The following is a 26,771-nucleotide window of genomic DNA, read 5'->3' as shown; positions in this document are numbered from 1 at the left end:
CAAATCTCCTTAAATTGCTTTTAATATATATTCATTCATCTTAGCTTTTAAGCTTTGCATTGAAAATGAAATTTCATATCCAAGTCCATCTAAGCTAATTTTTACACTGTCATTATCACTTATTTTACTATCTAATCTAATTTTTGCATTAAATTTAAGACTAAGTTTTTCCTCTAAATTTTTAATTTCTTCTTCGCTTAATTTTTCTTTTGAATAAACTTGTCCTAAAAATGTATTTTCTTTTGATGCTTTTTGTTCACTTAATTCTTTAGTGATTTCTGGAATTAACATTTCTCTTTTATTATCCACAATCAAATTTATAAAATTTTTAAAAGCATCACTTGGATTATTCAATAATGAAAGTATTAACTCTAATTTTTTGTCTTGCTTTATTTCGTATGAATTTAAAATATCTATAAATTTATTAGATGCAAAAGCTGAGCTTAACTCTAACAAATTAGAATAAAAATTTTCAAAATCATTTCTTTCTAATATTGCCTTTGCATATGTTTTAGCAATTACTTTTTCCATCAAGACACCTTTTTCATCATGATATTTAAAATTTCTTTTTGTTGTAGCTGTAAATTTTGATCTTCAAAAATTTCTTCTAAAACTGCTTGCACAACTTCTTTTTCCATTTTTCTTATTTCATATTCTTTGTGCTCTTCGTAAGTTTTTTCTAGAGCTTTAATTTCCATTTTTGTTTCATTCTCGATTTTTTCAGTAATAATTTCTGCCTCTTTTTTTGCAAGAGCAATTGCATTAACAGCTTCTTGTTTGGCTAAATCTAATTTTTTCATCATTTCTAATTTATGATTTTTACTTGCAATAAGTTTTTCTTGAATTTCATTCATTCTAGATGCAATCTTTGCAATTCTACCATTGTAGAAATTTTTCAAAGGTGTTGCTATGAAATAATACAAAATAGCAGCAAATAAAACAAAATTCACCGCTCTTGGAATAATATCATACTCACCACTTCCATTACCTGCTGCAAAAGCATAAAAAGGAAGTATTGATAATAATGTAATTTTTTTCAACATTTATCTTCCTTAAATTTTACTCAAGCTATTTTTAAAGCTTTGTTTAAATTCTGGCATTTTTAAACGCATTTCTTCTTTTAATTCTTTTTCTTTTTCTCTTAGACTTTTAAGAAAAACAAGCATTTGATCTTCTAATTCTCTTTTTCTTGTTGATAATTCTTTTTCTTGTTTTATTTTAGCTTCTTCTATTGCTTTTGCTTTGATTTGATTGATTTCATCTCTTGTTTGGATATGAATTTTTTCTAATTCACTTTCTACATTTGAAACATCATCAGAATTTTTTTTCATTTTTTCTTCATCATTTTTTATAGTTAAATCCCTAGAATCCATAAATTTAATCAAAGGCTTATAGAGCATAGAATTTAAAATCGCTATCATAAGCAAAAAAATGACACCAGTGGCTATCATGATGGAAAAGTGTACATCATTAAACATTAATACTCCTAAATAAATCTAAATAAAACGCGAAATTATAGCAAAACATACCTAAAAACATATTTAATTTAATGTCTTTAGAAATTCCCTAACCTCATCTTCATTTTCAAAATTTATAGTAATTTTTAAATCTTTTGCATTTACTTTTAAGCCTAAAGATTCAATTTTTTCTTTTAAATTTATTATAGATTGATATTGTTTGTTTGAAGTTGCGTTTTTTTCTAATTGGTTTGTGTTTTTAAAATTTTTAATTAACTTTTCGGTATCTCTTACATTGAGTTTTTGCCCTATGATAGTATCAACTATCATTTTTTCTTCTTCTTTTTCAAGTCCCACTAAAACTTTTGCATGTCCTTGTGAGATTTTACCTTCTATAATGAAATTTTGCGTTTGCTCGTTTAAATTTAAAAGTCTTAAAGTATTAGCAATTTGAGGTCTTGATTTGTGAATAAGATCGGCTAATTTTTCTTGAGTGATATCATGAATTTCTAATAACTCTTTATAAGAATGTGCTAATTCTATAGGGTTTAAATTTTCTCTTTGAATATTTTCTATTAAAGCAAGCTCACGTAATTTTATATCATCTACATTTAAAACTACAGCTTTAATCTGTTCTTTTTCTAAAAGCTTACACGCTCTAAATCTTCTCTCACCTGCTATTAAAATATAATCAAATTCATCTTTTTTAAAAACTACAACAGGCTGAATCAAGCCATATTCTTTAATAGAACCTGCAAGTTCTTCTAGAGCTTGGGTATCAAAATTTTTTCTTGGCTGATAAGGGTTTGGACTAATTAAATCTATATCAATTTCTTCTATTCTGCCTTCATTAGAGCCTAATTCTTTTTCATAAACCTCATCAATATCAGCCAAAATACTACTTAAACCTCTTCCTAATGCACTTTTTTTTGCCATTTTTTATCCTAATATAGAATGTGCTAAATTTTGATATGCCACCGAACCTGGGGATTTTATATCATAAAGTATAATAGGCTTTCCATAGCTTGGACTTTCAGCAAGTTTTACATTTCTTGGTATGATGATGAAATCATCTTCATTATCACCTGTTCTAAATAGCTTTTGTTTGAAATTTTGCTTTAAATCCTCCACAGTATCTTTTGAAAGATTATTTTGAGAGCTATACATGGTTGGCAAAAAGCCTTTTATTTTTAGTTTTGGATTGATAGTTTTTTTCACAAACTTAATAGTGTTTAAAACCATCGCAACGCCCTCAAGTGCATAAAACTCACATTGTATAGGGATAATAACACTATCACTTGCTGCAAAAGCATTCACTGTAATGCTTCCAAGCGCAGGAGGTGAGTCAATGATAATAAAATCATAATCTTTGGCAATTTCTTTGATTTTTTCTCTTAAAATTGTTCTATATTCTCCGCTTTCTTTTACTACTTCTTGCTCAATTCCAACCAAAGAAATATTTGATGGAGCTAAATATAATTGCGGAAGCTCAGTTTTTAAAATAATTTCAGAAAGTTTTTTCCTACCTATAAAAACATGGTAAATATTATATTCATAATTACTTCTATTAAAACCAAGTCCTGTTGTAGCATTAGCTTGTGGATCAATATCTATTAAAAGAACCTTTTTTTCAGCTACTGCCAAAGAAGCCGCTAGATTAATAGCGGTAGTAGTTTTACCTACCCCACCTTTTTGATTTGCAATAGTTATTATCTCACTCATCTTAAACTATATATCCTTTTATTATCTAACAATATAGAACCATCTTTATACAACAAAGCATCTTTTAAAGATAAAATCTTACCTTCATTATGTATAAAAAAATTTCTTGATTTTTCAAATTCTAGCATATACTTGCTAAAAATATTCTTCCATAAAATTTTCTCATCTACATAAGAAAAATACTCATTTAAAAGTTTTGCTATATCCACTTCTATATCTAAAATTTCAGCATTAAATGGAGCATATTTAAGATTAATCCCCATTCCTACAACCAAAAAATCATTGATTTTAGAACTCATCAATCCGCCTATTTTTTTATCTTCTATATAAAAATCATTAGGCCATTTAATCCATACTTTTGAATTTTGTCTTTGCAATACTTCTTTCATTAAAAATGCAAAGTATATACTAGCAGAAGCCAAAGGAAGATCTTGTGTTAATTCTTGAGTTTTTATGCAAAAAGATACATGCAAATTTCCTTGCTTACTTTGCCAAGTATTATCTCTACTGCCTATACCAGCACTTTGGATAAAAGCACAAATGGCTGTATTGTTAGTAATTTCTCCACTACGAATTTTATCACTTAAATAAACTTGAGTTGATTCAAGTTCATCAAAATAAACTATCTCCAAGTTTTAACCTTTTTCCGTTTAAATAAGTCTTAGCGTCTAAAACTTTTTTTCCACTTTCTTGTAAAGTTTTAATCCTTAAAATACCTTTTGTACATGAAAGCAAAAAGCTTTCCTTTTCTACTTGTAAAATCACACCTGATTTTTGAGTTTTTTCACTATCAACTAATTCTATGTCTAAAAATTTCATACCATTTTCTAAAAAAACTCCAGGCCAAGGTGTAAAAGCTAAAAATTTTTGATAGATTTCACTTGCATTATCCAAATTAATCAACCCATCTTCTTTTTTGATTTTTTTACAATGTGTAACCAAACTTTCATCTTGCTTTTTTGGGATAATTTTTTCAAAATTCAAAAGTGTAGAAATAGTAAGCTTAGCTGCTAAATTTGAAAGCATAATAAAAACTTCAGCTGAATTTTTACCTGCGATATCACATTCTATGTTTTCTAAAATAGCACCACTATCAAGCCCTTCTTCCATAAGCATAGTGCAAACCCCGCTTATTTTATCCCCATTTAAAATAGCACTTTGTATAGGTGAAGCGCCACGATATTTAGGAAGCAAGGAAGCATGCAAATTGATACAAGGAGCGATATCTAAAATTTCTTTTGGTAAAATCTTCCCATAAGCAGCAACAACTATAAAGTCAGGTTTTAGATTTTTTATTTCATTGATTATATTTTCATCTTTTAAGCTTTTTGGAGTGAAAATTTCTATATTTAAATTATTTTCTAAAACAAATTTTTTAGTATCACTTGGAGTTAAAATTTGTTTTCTTCCCACAGGTTTATCAGGCTGGGTAAATAAGGCTTGAACATTAAATCCTTTATCGACAAGCTCTTTTAAAATACATGTTGCATAAGAGGGAGTTCCCATAAAAATGATATTTTTCATAGTGCCGCTATCCTTTTTTGATAAGTTTTTATAGCTTTTTGATATGAAAGCTCAAGATAATCTTTAAAAATTTCAAAATTTTTTCTTGAAGGATTGTTAATACAAATATATCCCATATAAGCATAAATTGGATGAGGCATGATAAGATCAAGCATAGAAAAATCATAATTTAAACTAACAATTTCACCCTTTAAAGCTTTTTTAGGTTTTTGACCAAAAAGATTTTGGTAATCTTGATCACAAAGAGAGCAACTTAGACGAAACACACCTTCTCTATTTAAATTCGAAGCTTTATCATTTATGCCATCATTTTCTTTAATAGTACAAAAATAAACTCCGTTTTTTAAAACCTTATCGGGATTATAAAAAAAGCTATGTTCTTTATAGGTAAATTTATATACCAAACCTTTAAAATTGGACTTGATATATTCTTGGATAAAATCTATAGTTAAATTTTCACTCATCAAAGATTATTTTGATTTCTAATTTTTTTAACTTCTTCTAAAAGCATAAATTTAAGCTCTTTAAGTCCAGTTTTTTCAAGGCTTGATACTTTAACAAAAAAGCTTTGTGGATTATTTTGACTTTGTAAATAAGCTTTTAACTCATTATAATCATCTTCCATTTTTTGTGCAAATTCCTCACCCAAATTTACACTATCACTTTTTGAAAGCATTAAGCCAAAATTTCTTGCATAAAGTTTGCTTGAAAATTTTTCCAATTCTTTTCTTAAAATGCAAAATTGCTCTTTTAAACTCATATCTCTTAATGGATCAAGTACAAAAAGTAAAAAAGAAGTTCTTTCTATGTGTCTTAAAAACTCAAGCCCCAAACCCCTACCATCGCTTGCACCTTCTATAATACCTGGGATATCTGCCATTACAAAAGAATTATAATCATCTACTTCAACCATACCAAGTTTTGGAGTTAAAGTAGTAAATTCATAATTAGCTATTTCAGGTCTTGCATTAGACACTACGCTTATAAGAGTGGATTTTCCTACATTTGGAAAGCCTACAAGTCCAACATCTGCTATGAGTTTTAACTCTAAGCGCACACTTAAGGTTTTTCCTGTCACACCTGGTTGAGCATAATCTGGGCGTTGATTAGTAGAGTTTTTAAAGTGAGTATTACCAAGACCGCCTTTACCACCTTTTAAAAAGAGTTCTTTTTGGCCTTCTACTAACATATCAAGCAAAACTTCCCCACTTTGTGCATCAATTACTTGGGTGCCTTGAGGAACGATTAATTCTAAGCTCTCCCCTCTTTTGCCATTTTTGTTACGGCCCAAACCCGGCTGGCCATTTTGCGCTTTAAGTTCTTTTTTGCCTTTAAAGTGCGCTAGGGTATGGGTATTGTTATCACATATAAAATACACATCGCCACCATTTCCGCCATCGCCACCATCAGGTCCACCAAGTGGAACATGTTTTTCACGGCGAAAACTCACAGCACCTTTGCCACCATTACCTGAACTTAAAACTAATTTTACATTATCTATAAACATACAATCACCAAAGTATAAATTTTTAAAATGATATTATATTTTTTTTAATATATTAAGATTAAAAAGAAGAAAAAGGCTACAAAGTAGCCTTAAAAATTATGCAGGATAAACAGAAACTTTTTTTCTATTTTTATCTTTTCTTTCAAATTTTACAAAACCATCAATTAAAGCAAAAATTGTATGATCTTTTCCCATGCCTACGTTATTACCTGCATGAGTTGCTGTTCCTCTTTGGCGAATGATGATGTTACCAGCACGAACAAATTCTCCACCAAATTTTTTAACACCTAGACGACGACCTATAGAATCACGATTATTCTGAGTTGAACCTTGACCTTTCTTGTGTGCCATTCTTTACTCCTTAAGCTTTAATATCTACTACTCTAACGCGAGTAAATTGTCTTCTAAAACCGCGTTTTAATTTTGAGTCTTTTCTACGTCTTTTTTTATAAATCACAACTTTTTTGTCTTTTCCATGAGCAATCACTTCTAAAACAACTTTTGCACCCGCAACAAACGGCGCACCTACCTTTAATTCTTTATCACATACAGCAAGAACTTCACTTACTTCTACGCTTGATTTTGCTTCAGCTTCAAAACGATCTAGTTTAAGCTCATCACCTTGGCTTACTCTGTATTGTTTTCCACTGTGTTTTATAATAGCATACATACAGCTATCCTTTCTTAAAATATTTTGGTAGCACCATAAAGCATTATGCATAAAACATAAATTTAAAAAGCTTTAGTGGTTAAAACTTGAGATTATACTCAAAATAATTTTAAATTTAGGTTAATTACCAACCTAAATTTACCGTACCATTTGGATTTACACTATGTTGTTTTTCCACGCCCATATTAGCTTCATCTAAAGGCCTACAAACATCATCTTTTTTAACACTTCCTTCAAGAATTTTAGCATATGATAGTTTTGGTGTTGAGCGGATAATTTGAACCTTTCCACTTTTTGTTTCTATTCTTGCTGTATTTTCTTTAGTATAAGCATCCTTTATCACTTCACCTAAAGAATAACACTCATAGATTTCATCATTACTCAAAGTTTGCGAGAAGACTACTTCATTATTGCTAACTTGTGCAACTTTTAAAGGATAAATAGCATTTAAAATATCATCTGAAATTTTCTTTGCAATTTTTTCACTTAGCTTTTCACTAGCTACTAAAGAATCACCTTTAACAAAGGCTGACATGGTTAAAGTATTTGAAAATTTAATTTGTCTGGTGGCAAATAAAAGCACGCGATAATCCACCACAACATCTATTTTATTTTTATTTCCTTTGGTTTTAAGATCTACTCCACCTACATGAAATAACAAAATATAATCAGTAGCTAAAACATTCTTAAGTTTGTAAATTTCATCTTTATGCGAATTAGATGAATTTATCAAAGCTTTCTCCATTTCATAATAACCTTTAGAATCTCTATCTAAAACATTAAATTTCCTACTTTGAAGTAAATCTGTGATAATTTTTTGCTGTAAAATATTTCCAAGCTCTTGGTATTTAGAAGAGGTATTAAATACCGTAATACTTCTTCTACCATCTGGCTTATAACCTGGTATTTGATATTTTTTATGAGTAGTAGTTTTAAAAATGGTTACATTTGCTATGTATTTGTCGTTTTCTTGAACCACACTATCAATTTCATATGCATCAACTCTGCCTTTTGTAGCTTTTATGATTTGCTCTTTATAGCTATCTTCTATATTAGTCTTTTTATTATTTGAATTTACCCTGACAAAAGACTGCTTGGTTGAGTCAATATTAACACCATTTAATTTACCAATAGCTTCTATTATGGCATTATTTATTGCCTCTTCTCTGCTAGCTCCTATACCCTCGCCCGTACTTGAATTGGTAGTGCTTGTGGTGATTATTTTGGCATATAAACTCAAATGAAAACATAAAATCAAAATACAAATTTGTAATATCTTCATAAATTTTTCCTAAAAATCATCCATATCATTTACAACATTAGAACTTCTTTGTATATTAGAAGACTTTTTAGGTTCAGTTTTTGGGACACTGGTGTTTGAATTTGATTTTAAAGCTTCGTTAATATTTGCCACATTATCATAAGAATAAAATCTTACAACACCTACATGTTCTATACCATTTTCACTTGTATAATTCCATCTTTTAAGTGTTCCTATGCCTTTGATTTTTCCGCTAGCGCTTGCTTTTATTTTTGTATTGATTTTTTCTACAATATTTGTAAAATCTTTAATTTCTTCTTGAGTAGTATTGTCATTGATATTTAAGCTTTGCTTGATGATTTCTTCATAACTTTCACCTGTAGTTTTTTCATCTTTTAAACTTAAATTTGTATTGATAAATTCAATTATAGCTGCATCAGCCATAGTTGAAGCTGTATCTTTAGCCCTATCTTCTAATATATTTGTCTTCTTGGCATTATTTGCATCAGCAATATAACCCCAATTTCCATAGCTTAAAATAACCGGTGAACCTTTTTCATCATAAACTAAGCGAATACCATATTCATTAAGAAAGCCTTTATTGTCTTTTGGTAAATACTCGTTGATATTTTTTCCTTTACCTTTGATCTTACTTTGACGCGCTAAAGACATATCTTTAGCAAGTTGACGAGTTTTTTTAGAAACAACTGCAATTACACCAATATCATATTGCCCTCTTCTTTGCGTAACTATAGTTTGCACAGGAATTAAACCGCTCATTGAACCAACTGCACTAGTAATTGTTTTATTAAGAAACTCTTCTTTTAATAAAATCTTTTTTCTTTCCTCTGTTAAACCTTCTACATTAATACCCAAATCTCTCAAAGCTTTATCTAATTTTGCACCACTTAATTGAACCAGTTTATCAAAAATTTGCCCTACAACACTTCCTTTTGGTAGTTCTTCAAATTCTTTTGCATTAGTAGAATTATCAGCTTCGTAATTTTGAATTTTACTCACTGCCATTCTTCCAAAGGCATCTTCAATAAAATCAGACTGTAAATTAAGCATAGCTTTTTGGTAAGCATTTTGCAAAGCTTGAGCAAATTGAGGATCGCTATCGCTTAGCGCAACTACACTTCTACCAGTATAAAAGGTTTTTCCATCTTTTGTAATACCATATTCTATACCAAAATTATCTGCAAATTCTTCAAAAAAATCATCTAAAGATTTTGGAGTAATATCTTTAGAGCTAGCATCTGACATTTCATTTTGAATTTTAATATCTTCTTGAGTAATTTCAACTTGTGGAGTTGCTTGAGCATAAAGAAAACTCGCTACCAATAATGATCCAATAACAAATCTTTTTTTCATCATATATTTCCTTGTTGTTTTATATTACCAGCTTACAGTTTTACTAGATCCTAGTTTATTGATTCTATTAGTTTTTTGCCATACTACCAAACCACTGCCCTTTTCAGCTAATTTCATAACAAAAAAGTATTCAACCTGGGTTTTACCATTACTTAATTTTATATTTTGCTGACCAATTCTTCCCTGTAAAGTCAAAGATGCACTAATTTGCGTATGATTTTTAGATACCGTAGCTTTATCATATCTATCATCATCTTTATCGCTCATTACATCATCCATATTATTTTGAGTAGCACTATCATTGCCCTGAGTAGCTGAAGCTGCAAATTTACCTGAATTTATAAGTTCTTCTACCATCAAATCAGTCAAATTTCTAGTATCTATTCTTAAAGCTGTATCATTTACCACATCATAAACTGCCACAATAGCCTTACCTGAATTTCCTATTTTATTCACAACATAACTTGAATTAAACAAACTATTTAACATCTCTTTAGCTGTATTGTCAAAATCTTCACCAGTTAAAGCCATGCTTAAAGAATCGCCTTGTTTTACTTTTGCCGCAGTTCCATCTACATAAGTAGGTTGTTGCATACACGCACTAAATAAAACACCTATAGCCACTACACTTGTTAAAATTTTAATTTTTTGCATTTTTTATCCTTTTTTATTTAATATATATTTTATATTTTTTTGCTTCCTTATTACTAGCTATATTTTGTATAATATACCCTTGTTTAGCTAATAATCTTATATTTTTATAGTTTTTATCAATAGTATTTTTTATAACAAATCCATCCTTATCAAACCATTCTATTTTATAAGAAAGCTTTTTATCAACAGAACTATAAAAAATAATCTGCACTTCTAATAATCCTGCATTATTTATTCTTTCTTTTATACTTTTTACATTTGTATGTTTAAAATTTGCATCAAGAACATCTTGCGAAACCAAAAACATATAATTTAATAATAATAAAAAAATTAACTTTTTCATTTTTCTATGATATTTATACTTGGAGCAATACTAGGTGCAAAAGAACGCACTACAACCAATACATTTTTCTTTGGATTAATCTGTCTTTCAAATAGCACATCATTACTTGGAGTTTTAATAATAATTTTACCTGTATTTTTAATCATAACAACTCCTATGCTTTGTGGCAATCCTCTCCAAGATCTAACATCAGCTTGAGTAGTTGCTGCATTCATGATACCACTAGCAAGGCTTAAAAAACCTCCTGTTGAGTCATTATTAGCTACTGCTGCATTGATAGTAGTTTTTAAGATAGCTGAAACTATTGCTTTTGTAACTATTGATGGTTGCTCGAACTTAAACTCGCTTGCTACAACATTATCCAAATCAACTAATTTTGTAGTATTAGTATCATTTACACTTAAATACTCAAAAGACTGACTTCTTTTTTTTAGCTTAGGTAGAGCAATAGAAGTTGTCGTAAGAGTGTCATTTAAAATCAAAGGCAGAGTTAATTTAAACTCATCCTTTACCACACCAAAACCATTCTCATAAACAATAAAAACATATTTATTTTTTGATTTAGCGTTGCTAATTGCTTTCCACTCTTTATTAATTTCTTTATTTTTTGGGTTTAAAATCTTTATTTCTTTAAATAAATCTTTAGCCAAAGTATAATCTTTGCTCATATAATAAAAAATCGAAGCTAAGTAAGTTGCATAAGGATTGGTAAAATTTTTACTTGTTGAAAATTCTTCAAACAAAACTTCATATTGAGCATTTATTTGTTTTGTTGATTCACTAAAATTTTTATTAAAATTTGGATCTTCTTTTTTGGCCTTTTCTAATTCTGCTTTATTTTTAGCAATTTGAGCTTTAAAATAATCTTTTGCTCTATCTTGACGCAATAAAGCTCTTTTAAACTCCACTCTTGCATTATTATAATCACCCTCACTCATAAAATTTAAACCCTTATATGTATTTACCATTATTCTTTCATATAAAGAGCCATCATAGTCTAATATAGAATCATTTATTAATGTAGTTACAGCTGTTTTAGCAATTTTTTGAGCGCCACTTCTTAAATCCACATCAACTTGATAAGATTCCTCAACCTTATCAAAAAATTCATTACTAAGATTAAAATATCCACAATTTTTTGCGATTAAACCTGCATTTAATCCTACATATACTGGATCATCTTTTTTATCTACCTTAGTCATTTCTTGAGTAAAAAATTCATCAGAACATATCTTTTGGGTTAACTTTTGCTCTAATTCATTGTTTACTTTTGCATGATTAGCACACGCACTAAATAAAATAGCTGTTAATGCAATCACACTAAATAAAATTTTATTTTTCATAGCCAATTCCTAATTAAAAATTAAGAATGTATTATATATAAAAAATAAACAAAAAACAACATTCCCCAAAGAAATATCTTTAGGGAAAATTTGATTAAAGCTCTGGTTTTGGAGTTTTTTCAGTAGCTTTTGGAAGTTGAGGATAAGTAATGCTTGGTTTTTTACCTGTTAGAGCATGTAAGAAAGTTTCTATAGAAGCTGCTTCTTTGTCAGAAATTTCTATGCCAAGTTGCACACTACCCATTTCTTTAATCGCATCTTGTAAAGACCAAATAGCGCCATTATGGAAGTATGGAGCTGTTTCGGCAATATTTCTTAAAGTTGGAGTTTTAACTAAACCATTTGCATCACCTTTAAAATCACCTACATTTGCAAATTTATATTTAGCTGCCACTTGGAAAGCTTGCATGCTACCACCTAAATTTACTCCTGTATGACAAGCTGTACAGCCTTTATCGATGAAAGTTTTTAAACCTTCTTTTTCTTTTTTGCTTAAAGCTTTTGTATCACCTTCTAAGAATTTATCAAATTTAGATGGAGTTAAAAGTGTTCTTTCAAATGTAGCAATAGCATCTGCTATATTATCAAAAGTTACCCCATCATTACCATATATTTTTTTAAATTCTTTAACATATTCTGGCATAGAAGAAATTTTTTCTACTGCTAACTTAGCAGGAGTTGCCATTTCAGGCTCTGCTTCAATTGGTCCTTTTGCTTGATCTGCTAAAGTACCTGCTCTACCATCCCAAAATTGAGTTGAATTTAAAACAGAGTTATAAACTGTTGGCGAATTTAAATGATGAGGATTAGCAGTCCATTTGTGTCCTACAGCTGCTGCTATACCATCAGCACCACCCATACCTAAGTTGTGACAGGTATTACAAGAAATCAAACCACTTTTAGAAAGTCTTGGTTCAAAATACAGCTTTTTACCAAGATTAGCTTTTTCTTTAGAAAACTTACTAGCTTTAACGCCCATTTCTTTTAATAGTTTTTCAACGCCTGCTTGATCCTTTGGCAAAGGTGCTAAACCTGCTGCTTTTGCTTCATCAAGCAAAGCTTTATCGTTAGCAAAAGCAGTTGATGCAACTAATAATGATGATGCAACTAATAATGAAATTTTTTTCATTATTCACTCCTAAATAAGATAAAATAAAGCCTATTTAAAATAAACTTATTGAAAATATATCTATAATTTTCTTTAAATAAAATAAAAAATTTCTATTTAAAAATAAAAATTATTATAGGATAAAATATCTCTTAAATATTTATTTCAGAGTTTTTTGCTATCATTATTATAAATCTTTATAGAATTAGGATAAAAAGTAAATGGAAAATTTAATAATTTATCTTTTAGCTTATCTTATAGGTGCTATACCTTTTGGTCTTTTGCTAGCTCAAATTTTTGCCAAAACAAATATCAAAAATGCAGGCAGTAAAAGCATAGGCGCTACCAATGTTTTAAGAGTAGTAAAAGAAAGCGACCCTAAGCTTGCCAAAACACTTGCTGTTGCAACAATTGTCTTAGATGCACTTAAAGGAATTGTACCTATATTAGTAGCAAAAATTTTAGGCTATGATGAAAATATCTTATGGACTATGGCGGTTTTAGCAGTATTTGGCCATTGTTTTTCTCCTTATTTAAAATTTGAAGGTGGCAAAGGAGTAGCTACTGGAGCTGGGGTTTTAGCAGTATTTTTACCTTTTGAGATTATATGTGCACTTTTGGCTTGGTTTATTATAGGTAAGGTATTTAAAATTTCAAGCTTAGCTTCACTTGGAGCTTTAATTGTTTTAATTGCAACTTCTTTTATGTTTCATTATGATATGCCTATGATTAATACCCATGCGCCGATATTTATCATCGCTTTTATAGTAGTTTATAAACACATACCAAATATTTTAAGGCTTATTGGAAAACAAGAATGCAAAGTCATATAAAAGTTAGCTTAGAATTTAAATGCATTATAGGGCTTTTGGATTTTGAAAGAATTCAAGAGCAAAAAGTCCTAATAGAATTAGAAGCTAAAAGTAAGAAATTTTTAGATTATGCAAAATTATGCACTAGAATAGAAAAAATCTATAAAAAGAAAAAATTTAAGACTATAGAAAAATCTTTAAAATATATATGCAAAGATATTAAAAAACATCATAAAAAACTTCAATTTATAAATATTACTTGTTATAAGCCCGATATCATCAAAAATGCGTGCGTTGGAGCTAGTTTAAGCAAAAAATATTAAAAATTTTTTAAAGAATTTTGAACATTTGCTTAATTTGTGTTATACTTTTGCACTAAAACTATCTTCAAAGGAATAAAATGCGTATTTTAGTTGTAGAAGATGAAGCATCGCTTAATAAAACTTTATCAAACACTTTAAATGAGTTTGGCTATCAAAGCGACACTTCAGAAAATTTTAAAGACGCTGAGTATTTTATAGGTATTAGACATTATGATTTAGTATTATCAAATTGGACTATAGGTAATAATGATGCAAGCGATTTGATCAATGCTATCAAACAAAAATCCCCAAGAACTGCTATAGTAACAATGTGTACAAAAGCAGATAAAGAAAATGAAATCAAAGCTTTAAAAGCTGGAGCAGATGATTATATAAAAAAACCTTTGGATTTTGAAATTTTAATGGCAAGAATCGAAGCTAGACTTAGATTTGGCGGGACAAATGTGATTAAGATTGATGATTTAGTGATTGATCCTGATGAAGAAAAAATCACTTATCAAGGAAAAGACATAGAGTTAAAAGGAAAGCCTTTTGAAGTTTTAACTCACCTTGCTAGACACTCTGATCAAATCGTATCAAAAGAACAACTTTTAGATGCTATTTGGGAAGAACCTGAACTTGTAACTCCAAATGTTATAGAAGTTGCAATCAATCAAATAAGACAAAAAATGGATAAACCTCTTAATATTTCCACTATAGAAACTGTGCGCCGCAGAGGATATCGCTTTTGTTTTCCTAAAAAAACTAACTAAAAAATTTTTAGAATGATTTGATCATTCTAAAAATTAAATATTTTTATCTCTTTTTAAATTAGCTATAAGTTTTTATATAGTATAAGTTTGCTTTATTATCAATAAAAGGAAAAGTATGTCACTTTTAATCACTAGAGAATGTATATCCTGTGATGCATGCAGAGAAGAATGCCCAGATGAAGCAATTTATGATAATGATCCAATCTATGTCATAGATCCTGATTTATGTACTGAATGTGTGAATGAATTTTCAGAACCAGCCTGTATAGTGGCCTGTCCAGTAGATTGCATCATACCTGATCCTGATAATGTAGAAAGTATTGATGAGCTTCGCTTAAAACATAAAAATAAAGATATTTAATGGCTAAAAAAACAGCAGTAATTGATCTTGGCTCTAACTCCGTTCGTATGGTTGTTTTTGAAAGAACCTCAAGATATGGTTTTTTTATTTGCAGTGAACACAAAAAGAAAGTAAGACTTGGAGAAAATGCTTATAATAACAACAAAATCCTTCAAGAAGAAGCCATGTTTAAGGCCGAGAAGGCACTAGCTTATTTTAAAGAAAAAGCTGTAAAAGAAAAATGCAGGAAAATTATTGCTGTTGGAACTTCTGCGCTAAGAGATGCACCAAATGCAAAAGAATTTATTACTAGAATATCAAAAAATGTGGGTTTAAATATAAAATGCATTAATGGTAAAACAGAATCATTTTTAGGTGGTCTTGCTGCATTAAATTTACTATCAAATATTCAAAATGCCACCACCATAGACATAGGTGGAGGATCAACCGAGCTTTGCTTGATTAAAGAAGGTAAAATTATAGATTGCATTTCGCTTGATCTGGGGACCGTAAGATTAAAAGAGATTTTTTATGATACTAAAAGATTAAACGCTCTAGATCAATTCATACAAGAAGCTCTAATACAAGTTCCAAAACATTTTCAAAGTGAAAATATTATTGCCATAGGTGGAAGCTTAAGAGCATTATCAAATTCTATAATGAAAAAAAATTCCTATCCTTTAAAAATAATCCATAATTTCAGCTATAGCTTTGAAAAAGAAAAAAATTATATAGAAAAAATTCAAAATGCAAAAAATTTAACAGATTTTGATATCAAAAAAGATCGCTTTGATACTATAAAAGAAGGTTGTGTCATATTTTTAGCCTTAGCTAAAAAACTCAAAGCTAAAAATATCATCACTTCTGCAGTAGGTGTCAGAGAAGGCGTATTTTTATCTAATCTTTTTCAAAAATACGCCAAAATAAAAAACAACACTAATGACTTTTCGCAATTTAATGCCAAATTTCCGCCAAATTTCAACCCAAGTTTAAAATCCTTACAAGATCGCTTTGGTGTTGATTATAAAGATAAAAGTGCTTATTTTGCAAGTAAATTATTTGATGTGCTTTTACCTATTCACAAAATAAGTTCAGATTTTAAAAAAGATCTTTTAAGCGCTGCTAAATTAGCCCATATAGGTGAAAAAATTAATTTTTATTTTGCTAATGAACATAGCGCCTATATGGCAATGAGTGGCTTAAACTTTGGCTTTTCACACAAAGAAATTTTGCTTATTGCAACTCTTTTAAAAGCCAATGGTAAAAAAATAAACCCCCTTGCCATAGAACATGTTAAAGAATTATTACCAAATAACCATATATTAGCTTGGCTTAATTTTATTCTAGCACTAGCAAAAAAACTTGCTAAAGATAGTGATGAAAATCTTGATTTTACATTAAAAAATCATACCTTATATATTTATTCAACAAAAAAACAAATTTATTTTTCAAGAGAAGAAATCAAAAAAATTTCAAAGCCAAAACTTATTGTTTTAGCTTTTAATCAATCTAATTAAGCATTTTGTTTTAAAAGTAAATTTTGCAATCTTTGTTTATTTTCTTCAAAATAAGAATCAAAGTCTTTTTCTTTTGGTTTTTGGGATGTTTTGTTTTGTTCCTCATTTTTCATCATAGCTTCACTTGTTTCTAATACCACATTAGAATTTCCTATGATCATAGTATAGCGTTTTAAGCCATACTCAAAGACTACAAGTTGGTTATGTCTATCAAGCGGTCTTTGAAAAATCAAAGTAAAATTTCTATCTAAAGGATGTTTTTGTCTTAAATACATTTTTAAAAACCAAAGTCCAACAAGCAAAAGTATCAAAACACTTACAACTAAAATATAATTTGTAAAATCATACTCTTGCATTTTTATCTCCTCATTTTTTTCTTCTAAGCTATTTTTAGTTGCTAAATTCATACCTTCTTTTTGAGCGCGTAGTCTTAATCCATATTCACCAATCGTATCTGCATTAATTTGTATCTTATCGCCAACACTTAAGGCTATAAAAGTTTTTTTACCTTCTGAAAAAATTTTTATTTTTTTAATAATGCTAGAATTTAATGTCTTATCTTCTTCTTTAACACTTTGAGCATTTAGTGTAAAAATAATAATATCGCCTTTTCTCTTTTGACTAATGCCTTCTTTATAAGGAATATCAAATGAAAAAGTAATATCCACCCTATCTTCTCTAGGATAGATATTATAATCAAGAATTTTTGCCCCAAAAAGAGGCAAAGCAAGTAGTAAAATCCAAATAAATTTCATTGCAATTCTTTTTTAAAATACTGCAATACTGATTTAGAATCTAAAATCTCATTAATTCTTATGGCAAGGTTTTTTTCATACACCATTACCTCACCTTTTCCAAAAATTCTTTTATTCAAGTAAAGCTCCACACTTTCACCTGCTGGCTTTTCAAGATCTATCACAGAACCAACTTCTAGCTTTAAGAGTTCTCTCACACTCATATTAGTCGTGCCAAGCTCACTAACAAAATCAACACTAATGTCTAAAATATCTTCATAAGATTGTAATAATCCTAAATGATCTTCTATCATATTTTTTTATAACCTATTCTAAAGGAAGCATTTTTTACTTCATAAGTAAATTTTTCTTTGAGTTTAATTTTTGAAAATCCATCAATACGCCCTAAATACTCAGGAACACCTAAACGATACTCATCTTTTCCATTAGTATCATTAAGTAGCTTTTTAGCATAGCCTATGATTTGATTAGCCACTTCTTTAACTAAATCTGCCAATCCATCTTCTTTTAATTCTTCATGTAATAAAAATTGTGCAATTTCATTTAAAGCTTGTTTTTGAAAAAACAAATAAAAACTATATTCCTCATCTTTAAAATACAAAGGTATAGAAGCCCCATAAAGTTCGCCTCTAATCACGCTTTTTTGTGAAATTTTTAATTTTAAAATATGCTCAAAAAAATGATAAATCGAATACTCAAGTGTTTTAGTCATAGCTTTTCCTTAATAAACTTATAATAAATTTATTTTACTAAATAAACCTTTAATCATAATTAATAATTAAAATATAAAATACTATAATTTTGATTTGCTAAAAGGCTTTTAATGTTTATAGAAAATTTTAATTTAGATGAAAAAGTTTTTATCATTGCCGAGCTTTCAGCTAACCATGCAAACAGCCTTGAAGTGGCCTTAAAAACCATACAAGCAGCTAAAAAAGCAGGGGCTGATGCTATAAAAATTCAAACCTATACCCCAGATAGCTTAACGCTAAATTCTGACAAAAAAGATTTTATTATCGAAGGTGGTTTGTGGCATGGACGTAAACTATACGAATTATACGAAGAAGCTAAAACGCCTTATGAATGGCATGAAAAACTTTTTGAATGTGCTAAAAATGAAGGGCTAATCTGCTTTTCTAGTCCTTTCTCTAAAGAGGATGTGAATTTTTTAAAACAATTTAATCCCCCAGCTTATAAAATCGCTTCTTTTGAAGTAAATGATTATGATTTTGTGCGTTATGTGGCAAAAGAAAACAAACCTACTTTGGTTTCTACAGGTATAGCTTATGAAGAAGAGCTTGAAATGGTTGTTAAAATTTTCCAAGAAGAAAACAACCCAAATCTAATTTTGCTTAAATGCACTTCGGCTTATCCTTCACAAATTTGTGATTTAAATTTAAACGCCATCAAAACTTTACAAGAAAAATTTAAAACCATAGTAGGCTTAAGCGATCATAGTGAGGGTTTTTTAGCACCTACTTTAGCAGTAGCTCTTGGAGCAAGAGTCATAGAAAAACATTTTATATTAGATAAAAGCTTAAATAGTGCCGATGCTAAATTTAGTCTTGATTATGAAGAGTTTAAGAAAATGTGTTCTATGGTGCGTTTAAGCGAGCAAGCTTTAGGAAACAAAGAATTTAGCATGGATGAAAAAACTTTAAAAAATCGTCATTTTGCAAGAAGCTTACATGCTAGTAAAGATATAAAAAAAGGTGAGGTTTTTACACAAGAAAATGTAAAAAGCATAAGACCAAACCTGGGCTTACATCCTAAATTTTTACCTATCATACTTGGTAAAAAAGCAAGTTGTGATATAGAATTTGGACAAGCATTAAAAAAAGAAGATTTTTTGGAGTAATTATGCAAGAAAATATTTTTAATAAAAATTTAAAAGCTCTAAGTAATAAAGATTTAAAAGAAAAACTAACAAATTTCAAGCAAAATAATTTTAAAATAAAACAAGGATCTGATCCTTTAGATATTAATTTTATTCATCATAAAAGAGAACAAGCGTTGTATAATAATACACTTGATGAGTTAAACGAAAAAATAAATCTATACAATGATAAATATTTATTATATCCAATATTATATTTTTTTGGTTTTGGCAACGGAATTTTGTATAAAATTCTCTTGCAAAACAAAAATAGACAAAAAATTGTTATTTTTGAAAAAGAAATAGAATTTATTTATCTGAGTTTTCATCTTTTAGATTTTAGTGAAGAGTTAAAAGACTGTCGACTAATTATTTTAGATATAAACAATATAAACTATACACATTTTCAAATTTTATGCAATAGCTCGCCGTTTTTTAATTTCTTAAGAACTTATTTTTTAGATATCCATTGTGATTATTATGAAAAATTTCACAATGATATTTTAAAAACAAACGAAACTATGCAAACTTATATAAAAAAATCTATTTTAAAATTTGGCAATTCTTCAAAAGATGCTTTAAAAGGTATAGAAAATTTTATTTATAACCTACCAGATCTTTTTTTAAATCATTCTTTTAAAGAATTATTATCAAAACGAAAAAACACCTACCAAAACGCTATTATAGTTTCAACAGGTCCTTCTTTAATCAAACAACTCCCTCTGCTTAAAAAATATGCAAATAAAGCAACTATCTTTTGTGCTGATAGCGCTTATCCTATACTAGCAAAACATAATATAAAACCTGATTATGTTTTATCTTTAGAGAGAATAGAAAAAACAAGTGAATTTTTTAATAATAATTTTGGAGATTTTGATAAAGATATATTATTCATCTTAACTGAAATTGTATATAAAAACACCCCTAAATATTTAAAAGAAAACAATAGGGATTTTATTTTTATACAAAAAATAGGTGATTTTAGTAAACTTTTTCATTTAAAAGACCTGGATAGCTTAATAAATACTCCAAGCGTGGCAAATATGGCTTATTTCATAGCATCTTGCTTACAACACAAAAATATCATTTTAATAGGACAAGATTTAGCTTATTCTGATGATGGATTTTCACATCCTCAAGATTATCATTATAAGGCAGACTGCGAAAGTCATTATGAACATATTCAAACTTTGGGTTATGGTGGTAACAGCATGGTGAAAACACACGAAATATGGATGGTGTTTAAACATTATCTAGAAGAAGCTATTGCTGATAATAAAAAACAAAACATCCAAACTTATAATGCCACTGAAGGTGGAGCAAGGATAGAAGGAACCATAGAAAAGCCTTTTAAAGAGCTTTGTGAATCTTTATTTGAAAACACCACACCAAAATCATTCATACAACTTGATAAAATCACACAAAATAAAAAAAATGAACTCATGCTTAAAACATTTTATAAAACACAACAAGCCATCAAGCTTTGTGAGTTTTTGCATAAAGAAAATTTATATATACTCAATCGTATTTGTTTTTTAATGAGTGATGAAAAAAATTTTATTAGTTTAATACAAGAAATTGAAAATTATAAAACAAAACTTATCAAAGTAGATATTTTAAAAGAGCTAACAAGCGCTATTAGTGTTCAATTTGAGCTTAATTTAGCAAGAATTCAAGTGCTTAACCCTAAAACGCAAGAAGATAATTTTAACAAAATGCTTCTTTGGATTAAAGAATACTTATCTTTTATTGAAATTATTAACGAACATATTATTGCATTAAAAATAACCTTAGAAACAAATATATTAAATTTAGAAAATTTTCTGATCAAAAATAACTTTGAAAAATATGTAAATAAAATAAAAGCAACAAAACTACAAAGCTGTTGATTAATATAAAGTACATTCAATATAATTTTGTTATAATTAAAATAAAAATGGATATTAATGAATAAAGAATTATTTTTAAAAAACACTCAAGCTCTTTTTGAAGTTGATCAAATATTAGCTTATGAATTAAGAAAATTAACTAACACTCAACGGTTTCAACTTATAGAAAATAAAATTTATGATACACACAATCAAATACTTTTAGATGAAAATCACTCTTTTGACTTTGAAAAATTTGAGCTATATCCAGTATTATTTTTTTATGGCTTTGGTGATGGAAAATTTTTCTTAGAACTTTTAAAAAATCAACACTTAAAACACATCGTAATCTTTGAAGATGAATTAGAAATTTTATATTTAGCCTTTCATATGATTGATTTTTCTGCATTTTTAAGAAAGGAAAAATTGATTTTATTTTTTACACCAAATATAAACACCGCTCAAATCAAAGTTTTATTTAATTATCCAAACATCAAACATACATTAAAAATTTTTAACTTTCACTTTTATAATGAATTTTACACCAATTTTTACTCATCTAACACCCAAAATATAATGCAAACTTTACTAAATTTAATCAAAACACTCATGCTTACTCGAGGAAATGACCCAAAAGATGCTTTAATAGGAATAAAACATAATGTTATAAACCTGGAAAAAATCATCACCCACACCCCTTTTAAAAGTCTAATAAAAGACAGGAAAGCAAAGGCAAAAAACGCTATAATAGTTTCAACAGGCCCTTCTTTAATCAAACAACTTCCTCTTTTAAAAAAATACCAAGAAAATGCTGTTATTTTTAGCGCTGATAGCTCTTATGCGATTTTAGCAAAAGAAGGGATCAAACCTGATTATGTTTTTTCGCTAGAAAGAGTAGACTTTACAAGTGAATTTTTTAATAATGATTTTGGAGATTTTGATAAAGATATATTATTTATAATTGCTTCTTTAACCCATCCTAAAACCATAGAGTATTTAGAAAAAAATAATAGAAATTATATGCTTGTTTTAAGACCTTTATTTTTTGAAAGCAAGCTTGGTTTAAATGAGTATGGCTTTTTAGGAAACGCTATGAGTGTTGCCAATATGGCTTATGAACTTGCTGGTGCTTTAAGATTTGAAAATATCATTTTAATAGGACAAGACTTAGCCTATAGCGATGATGGCAAATCACACCCGAAAGAACATCTATATGGTGATCAAGGAGATGAGGAAGTAGTCTATAAGGAAATAACTGCTTATGGTGGCAACGGAAAGGTTAAAACACAACTCACTTGGTATTTGTTTTTAAAAAGTTTTGAAAAAGATATTGCTCTTGCAAAAAATATCCTAAATATAAAAACATACAATGCTACAGAGGGCGGAGCTAGGATAGAAGAAACTATAGAAAAGCCTTTTAAAGAAGTTTGTGAAGAAATGCTAAAAGAAAAAATTGACAAAAATATCGCTTTAACAAAACCAAAAAATCCTCAAAAAAAAATCAAACAATGTAAAGAAAAACTTATCAAACAAACAAAACAATGTGAAATATTTATTAATGAATGCAAAAAAGCTATTAAAGAAAAAAACTTAGAAAAACTAGAAAAACTGAGGTTAAAGCTACCAAAAAGTGATTTTTTTTCAGATATTGTGCAAGCTAGGTGTTTTCAAAACGAATGTGAGGTTTTAAAATACAAAGTTACGAAAGTCAAAGATTTAGAATTTTTCTTAGCTCAGCAAATTGACTTTTTTGAAGAAATCATTTTATACCTAGAAAAATACAATGAGACTATTAAGGAAAATCTTGATAATAAATAATCAACATATTTAATTTTTTTATTTTCTAAGCAAAAAAACCACACTATTTTTATTTGAAAAAATGACGATTTTCTTTAGGCGAAAGGGTAATATGAAAACAGAAATTTTTAAAAAAAATATCAAAGCTTTAAAAGGAAGTGAACACCAGAGCTTAAAAAGAAAATTAGGTAAAATCAAAGAAGCAAAAGATTATATTTATGTTTTTGATAAAGATCCTTTAAACTGCAATATTTGTTATAAAAATCTAAAAAACATATATAAAGATCCGCTAAAGGAGCTACAAGAACAAATAGAAATTTTTAATAAAAAATATCTAAGATACCCTGTGTTATTTTTTTATGGTTTAGGCAATGGAATTTTTTATAAAAATTTATTAACCAATAAAATCCATGAAAGGGTTATTGTTTATGAAAAAGATATAGAACTTATATTTTTGGTCTTTAATATGATTGATTTTTCTAAAGAACTTTCAGAAGGAAGATTAATTGTTGTTCATACTAAAGAATTAAATTATGTTAAGGCGGATTTAATTTGTAATTTATTGGGTTTGTTTTTAAGAACTTATGATTTGCATATTCACTCATATTTTTATGAAGATCAAAAAAAAGAAATTCAATACATCAACACCTTAAATTCCAAAGTGATTAAAAATATAGCTTTGCGAAAAGGAAATGACCCAGTAGATGCTATGCAAGGAGTGGAGCAATTTGTTTTAAACTTACCCAAAATGCTAACACACCCAAGCTTTAAAGAGTTAAAACAAAAAAGAAGTCATAAAAGCAAAAATGCTATATTAGTAGCAACTGGACCGTCACTACAAAAGCAACTTCCTTTACTTAAAAAATATGCAAATAAAGCAACTATCTTTTGCGCTGATAGTGCTTATCCTATACTAGCAAAACATAATATAAAACCTGATTATGTTTGTATGCTTGAAAGAGATGATATAGTAGCTAAATGTTTTGATAATGATTTTGGTGATTTTGATAAAGATATAACTTTTATTTTAGTTTCTTTAGTCCATCAAGATAGTGTTAATTTTTTAGAAAAAAATAAAAGAAAATATATTTTAGTTTCTAGAGCTTATGCATTTGCTTATTCTTTAGGGTTGCATGATTTTGGTTATGTTAGTGGAGGAATGAGTGTTGCTCATTTAAATTATGAGCTAGCTCAATTATTAGGGCATGAAAATATCATTTTAATAGGACAAGACTTAGCCTATGCTAATGATGGCAAAACACACAGCGATGGCTTTTTACATGAAAGTTATCATGAAGGAGATTTTGAGCGCGATCATGGTAAATATGAAACCCTAGCATATGGTGGAAAAGGCTATGTGCAAAGCTCTGAAATATGGCTTATTTTTAAACAAATTTTTGAAAATTTATTCCACAAACAAACAAAAGTAAAAATTTATAATGCTACAGAGGGTGGAGCTAGAATAGAAGGAACCATAGAAAAACCTTTTAAAGAACTTTGCAAAAATTTACTTACTAATGAAATCAAAAAGCCTTTTCCAAAAGTTCAAAAACCAAAGCGCAAAGATAGTAACGATCTTATGTTACAAGCTTATAAAAAAATCAAACAACACATCAAAGCAAGTAATAAATTTTTTAAAGAGTGTAAAAGAATACACAAAGCACTTAATAATAAAAGCAAAATCCGCTACACTCCTCAAGAATTAAGTGCTCAAATAGACACTCTCAAAGCAACACTAGAAAGTCAAAAATATATTTTTTTAAGAGAAGTTATCTCTCCTTCTTTGTTCCACTTAGAAAGTACTATTTCTCAAATTTATGTTACTCCTATACATAATGAAAGTGATAAACAAAACAAACTTACAGCTTGGATACTAGCACATAAAACTTGGCTTGAAGACATTGCAGAATTAACCTTGATTCAAGAAAAAGCTTTAAAGATAGCTATCATACCTTTGCAAGATATCTTAGAAAAAAGAAAATTAATATAAAGTGGGTTTTTACCCACTTTGGATTTATTGTAAAAGTTTTAGAACATTTTGTTGTACAGCATTAGCCTGACTCATAGCATAAGATCCACTTTGAGCTAGGATGTTATACTTAGAAAAGTTTGCACTTTCTGCTGCAAAGTCTACATCTCTGATGTTTGATTCAGCTGATTTGATATTTACTTGAGTTACGCTGATGTTATTAAGTGTTGCAGTAATTTGATTTTGCACCGCACCGATGTCTGCTCTAATAGCATCAAGATTTGCTGTAGCAGTTTCAACTATATCCATCATAGCCATAGCACCCTTAAGTGTAGTAACACCTGGAGCTTGATCGTTTGCTGCTATACCACTATTAGCACCAGTTGCAATAAATGCTGCAAATTGACTAGAGCCATCACCGTTTGCGCTAAAGCCAAAAGCATTAGAAAATGCAGTTACTAAAGCTAAGTTTCCACTATTGTAGATTTTAGACATTTCTTTACCACTGCCTATAGAAAATCCTGAACCCGCACTCATACCACTACCATCTGAACTCATAAAAGCCTCAATTGATGAAAAAGTAACAACCATTTTTCCGCCGCCCTTATAAGCATTAAAGCCCATAGCATCGGCCATTTGTGAATCTATCCTTCCTTTTGATTCTCTTAGCGATACAGAAGCTTGAGAAATCATATCAGTTGCGCCCATACCTATAGCACTAAGTCCACTTCCTGATATTAAGATATCTTTACCATCATTTTTAACTAATGATAAACGACCATAGTTAGTATAATCATCTTTTAAAATACCTGCTCCAGGTCCCATATTACCAGTGATTTCTATACCTCTACCATCTCTTGAGTTAAGTACTAATCTACCATTGGCATCTCTTGAAGCTTCCACACCTGTGCTATCTTTTACTGAGTTAATAGCTGCTACTAAAGCTCCATTTTGATCGCTATCTTGATATTCTATCCTACCTATCTTAACTCCATTGATAGCAAAATCATCACTAGTAACTCCAGCTTTTATAGCTCCAACTCCAGTAGTTTCTACTAAGAAATTTGCTCTTACACCAGTTACATCAGCCACCCTGTTAATCTCTTCAGCTAAAGCACCCATACCAGTACCTACTGAAGATGAAATCACTACAGGTTGGAATTTAAAATCATCCACTCCATTATAGTTTTTAATAGTAAGTTGAGCCACACCACTACTATGAGACATAGAGCCTGTTTCAAATCTAGTAACACCGATTTTACTTGATTGGGTTGGACCTATGCTAGCTTTTACAGTTTGATTTGATTGAGCACCTATTTGAAATTCTTGATTAGTAAAATTTCCACTTAAAAGTTGCTTACCATTGAATGCTGTGGTATTTGCGATATTATCAAGTTCTTCCATCAAACGGTTAATATCAGCTTGAAGCATATTTCTTGTTTTAGTGCTTTGCCCATCTTGAGCAGCTTGAGTTGCTTTTACTTTGATAGTATCTAAGATTTTAAGTTGCTCATCCATAGCTTTATCAGCTGTTTGTAAAATACCTATAGCATCATTACCATTGTTAATAGCTTGACCTAAAGTCGCAGCTTGAGATCTTAAGCTATCTGCTATAGCCATACCAGAAGCATCATCTGCTGCAGAGTTGATTCTAAGACCTGAACTAAGTCTAGACAAAGACTTGTCTAATTCTCTTGCTGTTATAGTTGAGTTTGCATGTGCATTCATTGCACCTATGTTGGTGTTTATTCTAAAACCCATTTTAAATCCTTTCAAAATATTGCTTGATTTCTATAAAA

The 26,771-nt window shown here is 29.0% G+C and carries 30 protein-coding genes; 9 read left to right on the top strand and 21 right to left on the bottom strand.

Annotated features, from left to right (window positions below; genetic code table 11):
* Positions 1 to 9: 9 nt before the first annotated feature.
* The 17 genes from L8U98_RS00255 to L8U98_RS00175 all read right to left on the bottom strand — a co-directional run bounded on the left by L8U98_RS00255 (position 10) and on the right by L8U98_RS00175 (position 12,984).
* Positions 10 to 531, bottom strand: a complete 522-nt coding sequence (locus L8U98_RS00255) for a F0F1 ATP synthase subunit delta (protein WP_263682551.1) — start codon at positions 529 to 531, stop codon at positions 10 to 12.
* A complete protein-coding gene (locus L8U98_RS00250) occupies positions 531 to 1,043 on the bottom strand; it encodes a F0F1 ATP synthase subunit B (protein WP_173787085.1) in 513 nt (170 codons plus the stop codon). The genes L8U98_RS00255 and L8U98_RS00250 overlap by 1 nt, the downstream gene beginning before the upstream one ends.
* Positions 1,044 to 1,052: 9 nt before the next feature.
* Positions 1,053 to 1,478: a FoF1 ATP synthase subunit B' gene (locus L8U98_RS00245; protein WP_039627807.1), complete on the bottom strand. Its 426-nt coding sequence runs from the start codon at positions 1,476 to 1,478 to the stop codon at positions 1,053 to 1,055.
* A 63-nt stretch (positions 1,479 to 1,541) separates the two neighbouring features.
* Positions 1,542 to 2,393, bottom strand: coding sequence for a ParB/RepB/Spo0J family partition protein (locus tag L8U98_RS00240; RefSeq protein ID WP_173787083.1), 852 nt, complete (start codon positions 2,391 to 2,393; stop codon positions 1,542 to 1,544).
* Positions 2,394 to 2,396: 3 nt separating this feature from the next.
* Positions 2,397 to 3,179, bottom strand: a complete 783-nt coding sequence (locus tag L8U98_RS00235) for a ParA family protein (protein ID WP_012660935.1) — start codon at positions 3,177 to 3,179, stop codon at positions 2,397 to 2,399.
* Positions 3,176 to 3,811: a biotin--[acetyl-CoA-carboxylase] ligase gene (locus L8U98_RS00230; protein WP_263702730.1), complete on the bottom strand. Its 636-nt coding sequence runs from the start codon at positions 3,809 to 3,811 to the stop codon at positions 3,176 to 3,178. Before L8U98_RS00230 ends, L8U98_RS00235 begins: the two co-directional genes overlap by 4 nt.
* Complete coding sequence (gene fmt, locus L8U98_RS00225; RefSeq protein WP_263724713.1) at positions 3,792 to 4,703, bottom strand: methionyl-tRNA formyltransferase; 912 nt, start codon at positions 4,701 to 4,703, stop codon at positions 3,792 to 3,794. The genes L8U98_RS00230 and fmt overlap by 20 nt, the downstream gene beginning before the upstream one ends.
* Positions 4,700 to 5,167, bottom strand: a complete 468-nt coding sequence (locus L8U98_RS00220; protein ID WP_039627800.1) for a DUF6194 family protein — start codon at positions 5,165 to 5,167, stop codon at positions 4,700 to 4,702. The genes fmt and L8U98_RS00220 overlap by 4 nt, the downstream gene beginning before the upstream one ends.
* A complete protein-coding gene (gene obgE, locus L8U98_RS00215) occupies positions 5,167 to 6,210 on the bottom strand; it encodes a GTPase ObgE (protein WP_263724714.1) in 1,044 nt (347 codons plus the stop codon). The genes L8U98_RS00220 and obgE overlap by 1 nt, the downstream gene beginning before the upstream one ends.
* Before the next feature lie 96 nt (positions 6,211 to 6,306).
* The gene (rpmA, locus tag L8U98_RS00210) at positions 6,307 to 6,561 is read right to left on the bottom strand and encodes a 50S ribosomal protein L27 (RefSeq protein ID WP_002862355.1); all 255 of its coding nucleotides are present in this window, start codon (positions 6,559 to 6,561) and stop codon (positions 6,307 to 6,309) included.
* Between the two features lie 10 nt (positions 6,562 to 6,571).
* Entirely contained in the window at positions 6,572 to 6,880 is a 309-nt protein-coding gene (gene rplU, locus L8U98_RS00205; RefSeq protein ID WP_039617324.1) for a 50S ribosomal protein L21, read from the bottom strand.
* A gap of 124 nt (positions 6,881 to 7,004) precedes the next feature.
* Positions 7,005 to 8,162, bottom strand: coding sequence for an LPP20 family lipoprotein (locus tag L8U98_RS00200; RefSeq protein ID WP_263724715.1), 1,158 nt, complete (start codon positions 8,160 to 8,162; stop codon positions 7,005 to 7,007).
* A 9-nt stretch (positions 8,163 to 8,171) separates the two neighbouring features.
* Positions 8,172 to 9,515: a DUF6844 domain-containing protein gene (locus L8U98_RS00195; protein WP_263724716.1), complete on the bottom strand. Its 1,344-nt coding sequence runs from the start codon at positions 9,513 to 9,515 to the stop codon at positions 8,172 to 8,174.
* A 24-nt stretch (positions 9,516 to 9,539) separates the two neighbouring features.
* Entirely contained in the window at positions 9,540 to 10,169 is a 630-nt protein-coding gene (gene lpoB / locus L8U98_RS00190; RefSeq protein ID WP_263724717.1) for a penicillin-binding protein activator LpoB, read from the bottom strand.
* Positions 10,170 to 10,182: 13 nt separating this feature from the next.
* On the bottom strand, positions 10,183 to 10,512 hold the full coding sequence (locus tag L8U98_RS00185; protein WP_263724718.1) for a YcfL family protein: 330 nt from the start codon (positions 10,510 to 10,512) through the stop codon (positions 10,183 to 10,185).
* Positions 10,509 to 11,855 (bottom strand): COG3014 family protein, encoded by a 1,347-nt coding sequence (locus L8U98_RS00180; RefSeq protein WP_263724719.1) that lies wholly within the window; start codon positions 11,853 to 11,855, stop codon positions 10,509 to 10,511. The genes L8U98_RS00185 and L8U98_RS00180 overlap by 4 nt, the downstream gene beginning before the upstream one ends.
* A 94-nt stretch (positions 11,856 to 11,949) precedes the next feature.
* The gene (locus L8U98_RS00175) at positions 11,950 to 12,984 is read right to left on the bottom strand and encodes a cytochrome-c peroxidase (protein ID WP_173787074.1); all 1,035 of its coding nucleotides are present in this window, start codon (positions 12,982 to 12,984) and stop codon (positions 11,950 to 11,952) included.
* 200 nt (positions 12,985 to 13,184) lie between these two features.
* Here L8U98_RS00175 and plsY point away from each other — a divergent pair, with 200 nt between their 5' ends.
* The 5 genes from plsY to L8U98_RS00150 all read left to right on the top strand — a co-directional run bounded on the left by plsY (position 13,185) and on the right by L8U98_RS00150 (position 16,707).
* Positions 13,185 to 13,796: a glycerol-3-phosphate 1-O-acyltransferase PlsY gene (gene plsY / locus L8U98_RS00170; RefSeq protein ID WP_263663526.1), complete on the top strand. Its 612-nt coding sequence runs from the start codon at positions 13,185 to 13,187 to the stop codon at positions 13,794 to 13,796.
* Positions 13,781 to 14,098 carry a dihydroneopterin aldolase gene (locus tag L8U98_RS00165; RefSeq protein WP_173787072.1) on the top strand — a complete coding sequence of 106 codons (318 nt, stop codon included), beginning with the start codon at positions 13,781 to 13,783 and terminating at the stop codon, positions 14,096 to 14,098. Before plsY ends, L8U98_RS00165 begins: the two co-directional genes overlap by 16 nt.
* Positions 14,099 to 14,175: 77 nt before the next feature.
* Positions 14,176 to 14,850 carry a homeostatic response regulator transcription factor HsrA gene (hsrA, locus tag L8U98_RS00160; RefSeq protein ID WP_039667907.1) on the top strand — a complete coding sequence of 225 codons (675 nt, stop codon included), beginning with the start codon at positions 14,176 to 14,178 and terminating at the stop codon, positions 14,848 to 14,850.
* Between the two features lie 115 nt (positions 14,851 to 14,965).
* Positions 14,966 to 15,211 (top strand): YfhL family 4Fe-4S dicluster ferredoxin, encoded by a 246-nt coding sequence (locus tag L8U98_RS00155; protein WP_012660922.1) that lies wholly within the window; start codon positions 14,966 to 14,968, stop codon positions 15,209 to 15,211.
* The gene (locus tag L8U98_RS00150) at positions 15,211 to 16,707 is read left to right on the top strand and encodes a Ppx/GppA phosphatase family protein (protein ID WP_263724721.1); all 1,497 of its coding nucleotides are present in this window, start codon (positions 15,211 to 15,213) and stop codon (positions 16,705 to 16,707) included. Before L8U98_RS00155 ends, L8U98_RS00150 begins: the two co-directional genes overlap by 1 nt.
* On the opposite strand, the gene L8U98_RS00145 is transcribed toward L8U98_RS00150, so the two are convergent.
* The 3 genes from L8U98_RS00145 to L8U98_RS00135 are packed head-to-tail and all read right to left on the bottom strand — an operon-like array spanning position 16,704 to position 18,174.
* Positions 16,704 to 17,462 (bottom strand): hypothetical protein, encoded by a 759-nt coding sequence (locus L8U98_RS00145; protein WP_263706422.1) that lies wholly within the window; start codon positions 17,460 to 17,462, stop codon positions 16,704 to 16,706. The genes L8U98_RS00150 and L8U98_RS00145 overlap by 4 nt on opposite strands.
* Positions 17,459 to 17,755 (bottom strand): flagellar motor switch protein FliN, encoded by a 297-nt coding sequence (gene fliN / locus L8U98_RS00140; RefSeq protein ID WP_012660919.1) that lies wholly within the window; start codon positions 17,753 to 17,755, stop codon positions 17,459 to 17,461. The genes L8U98_RS00145 and fliN overlap by 4 nt, the downstream gene beginning before the upstream one ends.
* Entirely contained in the window at positions 17,752 to 18,174 is a 423-nt protein-coding gene (locus L8U98_RS00135; protein ID WP_012660918.1) for a hypothetical protein, read from the bottom strand. The genes fliN and L8U98_RS00135 overlap by 4 nt, the downstream gene beginning before the upstream one ends.
* A 111-nt stretch (positions 18,175 to 18,285) precedes the next feature.
* On the opposite strand from L8U98_RS00135, the gene pseI reads away from it, so the two are divergent.
* From pseI to L8U98_RS00115, 4 genes are all read left to right on the top strand, one after another.
* Complete coding sequence (gene pseI / locus L8U98_RS00130; RefSeq protein ID WP_263724722.1) at positions 18,286 to 19,320, top strand: pseudaminic acid synthase; 1,035 nt, start codon at positions 18,286 to 18,288, stop codon at positions 19,318 to 19,320.
* A gap of 2 nt (positions 19,321 to 19,322) precedes the next feature.
* Positions 19,323 to 21,227 (top strand): motility associated factor glycosyltransferase family protein, encoded by a 1,905-nt coding sequence (locus tag L8U98_RS00125; RefSeq protein WP_263724723.1) that lies wholly within the window; start codon positions 19,323 to 19,325, stop codon positions 21,225 to 21,227.
* A 57-nt stretch (positions 21,228 to 21,284) separates the two neighbouring features.
* The gene (locus L8U98_RS00120; RefSeq protein ID WP_263724724.1) at positions 21,285 to 23,024 is read left to right on the top strand and encodes a motility associated factor glycosyltransferase family protein; all 1,740 of its coding nucleotides are present in this window, start codon (positions 21,285 to 21,287) and stop codon (positions 23,022 to 23,024) included.
* A 91-nt stretch (positions 23,025 to 23,115) separates the two neighbouring features.
* Positions 23,116 to 24,993, top strand: a complete 1,878-nt coding sequence (locus tag L8U98_RS00115; RefSeq protein WP_263724725.1) for a motility associated factor glycosyltransferase family protein — start codon at positions 23,116 to 23,118, stop codon at positions 24,991 to 24,993.
* Between the two features lie 24 nt (positions 24,994 to 25,017).
* Here the strand turns inward: L8U98_RS00115 and L8U98_RS00110 are convergent, their stop codons facing one another.
* On the bottom strand, positions 25,018 to 26,733 hold the full coding sequence (locus L8U98_RS00110) for a flagellin A (RefSeq protein ID WP_263724726.1): 1,716 nt from the start codon (positions 26,731 to 26,733) through the stop codon (positions 25,018 to 25,020).
* Positions 26,734 to 26,771: the final 38 nt, after the last annotated feature.

The sequence above is a fragment of the Campylobacter sp. RKI_CA19_01128 genome (assembly GCF_025771175.1).
Taxonomy (GTDB): Bacteria; Campylobacterota; Campylobacteria; order Campylobacterales; family Campylobacteraceae; genus Campylobacter_D.
Note: the sequence above shows the minus strand (reverse complement) of the source record. Positions and strands in the feature narration are given on the sequence as shown.

What these genes read in the sequence shown, in the direction of transcription:
- L8U98_RS00255 (WP_263682551.1), bottom strand. Translation starts at nt 531, where the DNA reads ATGGAAAAAGTAATTGCTAAAACATATGCAAAGGCAATATTAGAAAGA.
- L8U98_RS00250 (WP_173787085.1), bottom strand. Translation starts at nt 1,043, where the DNA reads ATGTTGAAAAAAATTACATTATTATCAATACTTCCTTTTTATGCTTTT.
- L8U98_RS00245 (WP_039627807.1), bottom strand. Translation starts at nt 1,478, where the DNA reads ATGTTTAATGATGTACACTTTTCCATCATGATAGCCACTGGTGTCATT.
- L8U98_RS00240 (WP_173787083.1), bottom strand. Translation starts at nt 2,393, where the DNA reads ATGGCAAAAAAAAGTGCATTAGGAAGAGGTTTAAGTAGTATTTTGGCT.
- L8U98_RS00235 (WP_012660935.1), bottom strand. Translation starts at nt 3,179, where the DNA reads ATGAGTGAGATAATAACTATTGCAAATCAAAAAGGTGGGGTAGGTAAA.
- fmt (WP_263724713.1), bottom strand. Translation starts at nt 4,703, where the DNA reads ATGAAAAATATCATTTTTATGGGAACTCCCTCTTATGCAACATGTATT.
- L8U98_RS00220 (WP_039627800.1), bottom strand. Translation starts at nt 5,167, where the DNA reads ATGAGTGAAAATTTAACTATAGATTTTATCCAAGAATATATCAAGTCC.
- obgE (WP_263724714.1), bottom strand. Translation starts at nt 6,210, where the DNA reads ATGTTTATAGATAATGTAAAATTAGTTTTAAGTTCAGGTAATGGTGGC.
- rpmA (WP_002862355.1), bottom strand. Translation starts at nt 6,561, where the DNA reads ATGGCACACAAGAAAGGTCAAGGTTCAACTCAGAATAATCGTGATTCT.
- rplU (WP_039617324.1), bottom strand. Translation starts at nt 6,880, where the DNA reads ATGTATGCTATTATAAAACACAGTGGAAAACAATACAGAGTAAGCCAA.
- L8U98_RS00200 (WP_263724715.1), bottom strand. Translation starts at nt 8,162, where the DNA reads ATGAAGATATTACAAATTTGTATTTTGATTTTATGTTTTCATTTGAGT.
- L8U98_RS00195 (WP_263724716.1), bottom strand. Translation starts at nt 9,515, where the DNA reads ATGAAAAAAAGATTTGTTATTGGATCATTATTGGTAGCGAGTTTTCTT.
- lpoB (WP_263724717.1), bottom strand. Translation starts at nt 10,169, where the DNA reads ATGCAAAAAATTAAAATTTTAACAAGTGTAGTGGCTATAGGTGTTTTA.
- L8U98_RS00185 (WP_263724718.1), bottom strand. Translation starts at nt 10,512, where the DNA reads ATGAAAAAGTTAATTTTTTTATTATTATTAAATTATATGTTTTTGGTT.
- L8U98_RS00180 (WP_263724719.1), bottom strand. Translation starts at nt 11,855, where the DNA reads ATGAAAAATAAAATTTTATTTAGTGTGATTGCATTAACAGCTATTTTA.
- L8U98_RS00175 (WP_173787074.1), bottom strand. Translation starts at nt 12,984, where the DNA reads ATGAAAAAAATTTCATTATTAGTTGCATCATCATTATTAGTTGCATCA.
- plsY (WP_263663526.1), top strand. Translation starts at nt 13,185, where the DNA reads ATGGAAAATTTAATAATTTATCTTTTAGCTTATCTTATAGGTGCTATA.
- L8U98_RS00165 (WP_173787072.1), top strand. Translation starts at nt 13,781, where the DNA reads ATGCAAAGTCATATAAAAGTTAGCTTAGAATTTAAATGCATTATAGGG.
- hsrA (WP_039667907.1), top strand. Translation starts at nt 14,176, where the DNA reads ATGCGTATTTTAGTTGTAGAAGATGAAGCATCGCTTAATAAAACTTTA.
- L8U98_RS00155 (WP_012660922.1), top strand. Translation starts at nt 14,966, where the DNA reads ATGTCACTTTTAATCACTAGAGAATGTATATCCTGTGATGCATGCAGA.
- L8U98_RS00150 (WP_263724721.1), top strand. Translation starts at nt 15,211, where the DNA reads ATGGCTAAAAAAACAGCAGTAATTGATCTTGGCTCTAACTCCGTTCGT.
- L8U98_RS00145 (WP_263706422.1), bottom strand. Translation starts at nt 17,462, where the DNA reads ATGAAATTTATTTGGATTTTACTACTTGCTTTGCCTCTTTTTGGGGCA.
- fliN (WP_012660919.1), bottom strand. Translation starts at nt 17,755, where the DNA reads ATGATAGAAGATCATTTAGGATTATTACAATCTTATGAAGATATTTTA.
- L8U98_RS00135 (WP_012660918.1), bottom strand. Translation starts at nt 18,174, where the DNA reads ATGACTAAAACACTTGAGTATTCGATTTATCATTTTTTTGAGCATATT.
- pseI (WP_263724722.1), top strand. Translation starts at nt 18,286, where the DNA reads ATGTTTATAGAAAATTTTAATTTAGATGAAAAAGTTTTTATCATTGCC.
- L8U98_RS00125 (WP_263724723.1), top strand. Translation starts at nt 19,323, where the DNA reads ATGCAAGAAAATATTTTTAATAAAAATTTAAAAGCTCTAAGTAATAAA.
- L8U98_RS00120 (WP_263724724.1), top strand. Translation starts at nt 21,285, where the DNA reads ATGAATAAAGAATTATTTTTAAAAAACACTCAAGCTCTTTTTGAAGTT.
- L8U98_RS00115 (WP_263724725.1), top strand. Translation starts at nt 23,116, where the DNA reads ATGAAAACAGAAATTTTTAAAAAAAATATCAAAGCTTTAAAAGGAAGT.
- L8U98_RS00110 (WP_263724726.1), bottom strand. Translation starts at nt 26,733, where the DNA reads ATGGGTTTTAGAATAAACACCAACATAGGTGCAATGAATGCACATGCA.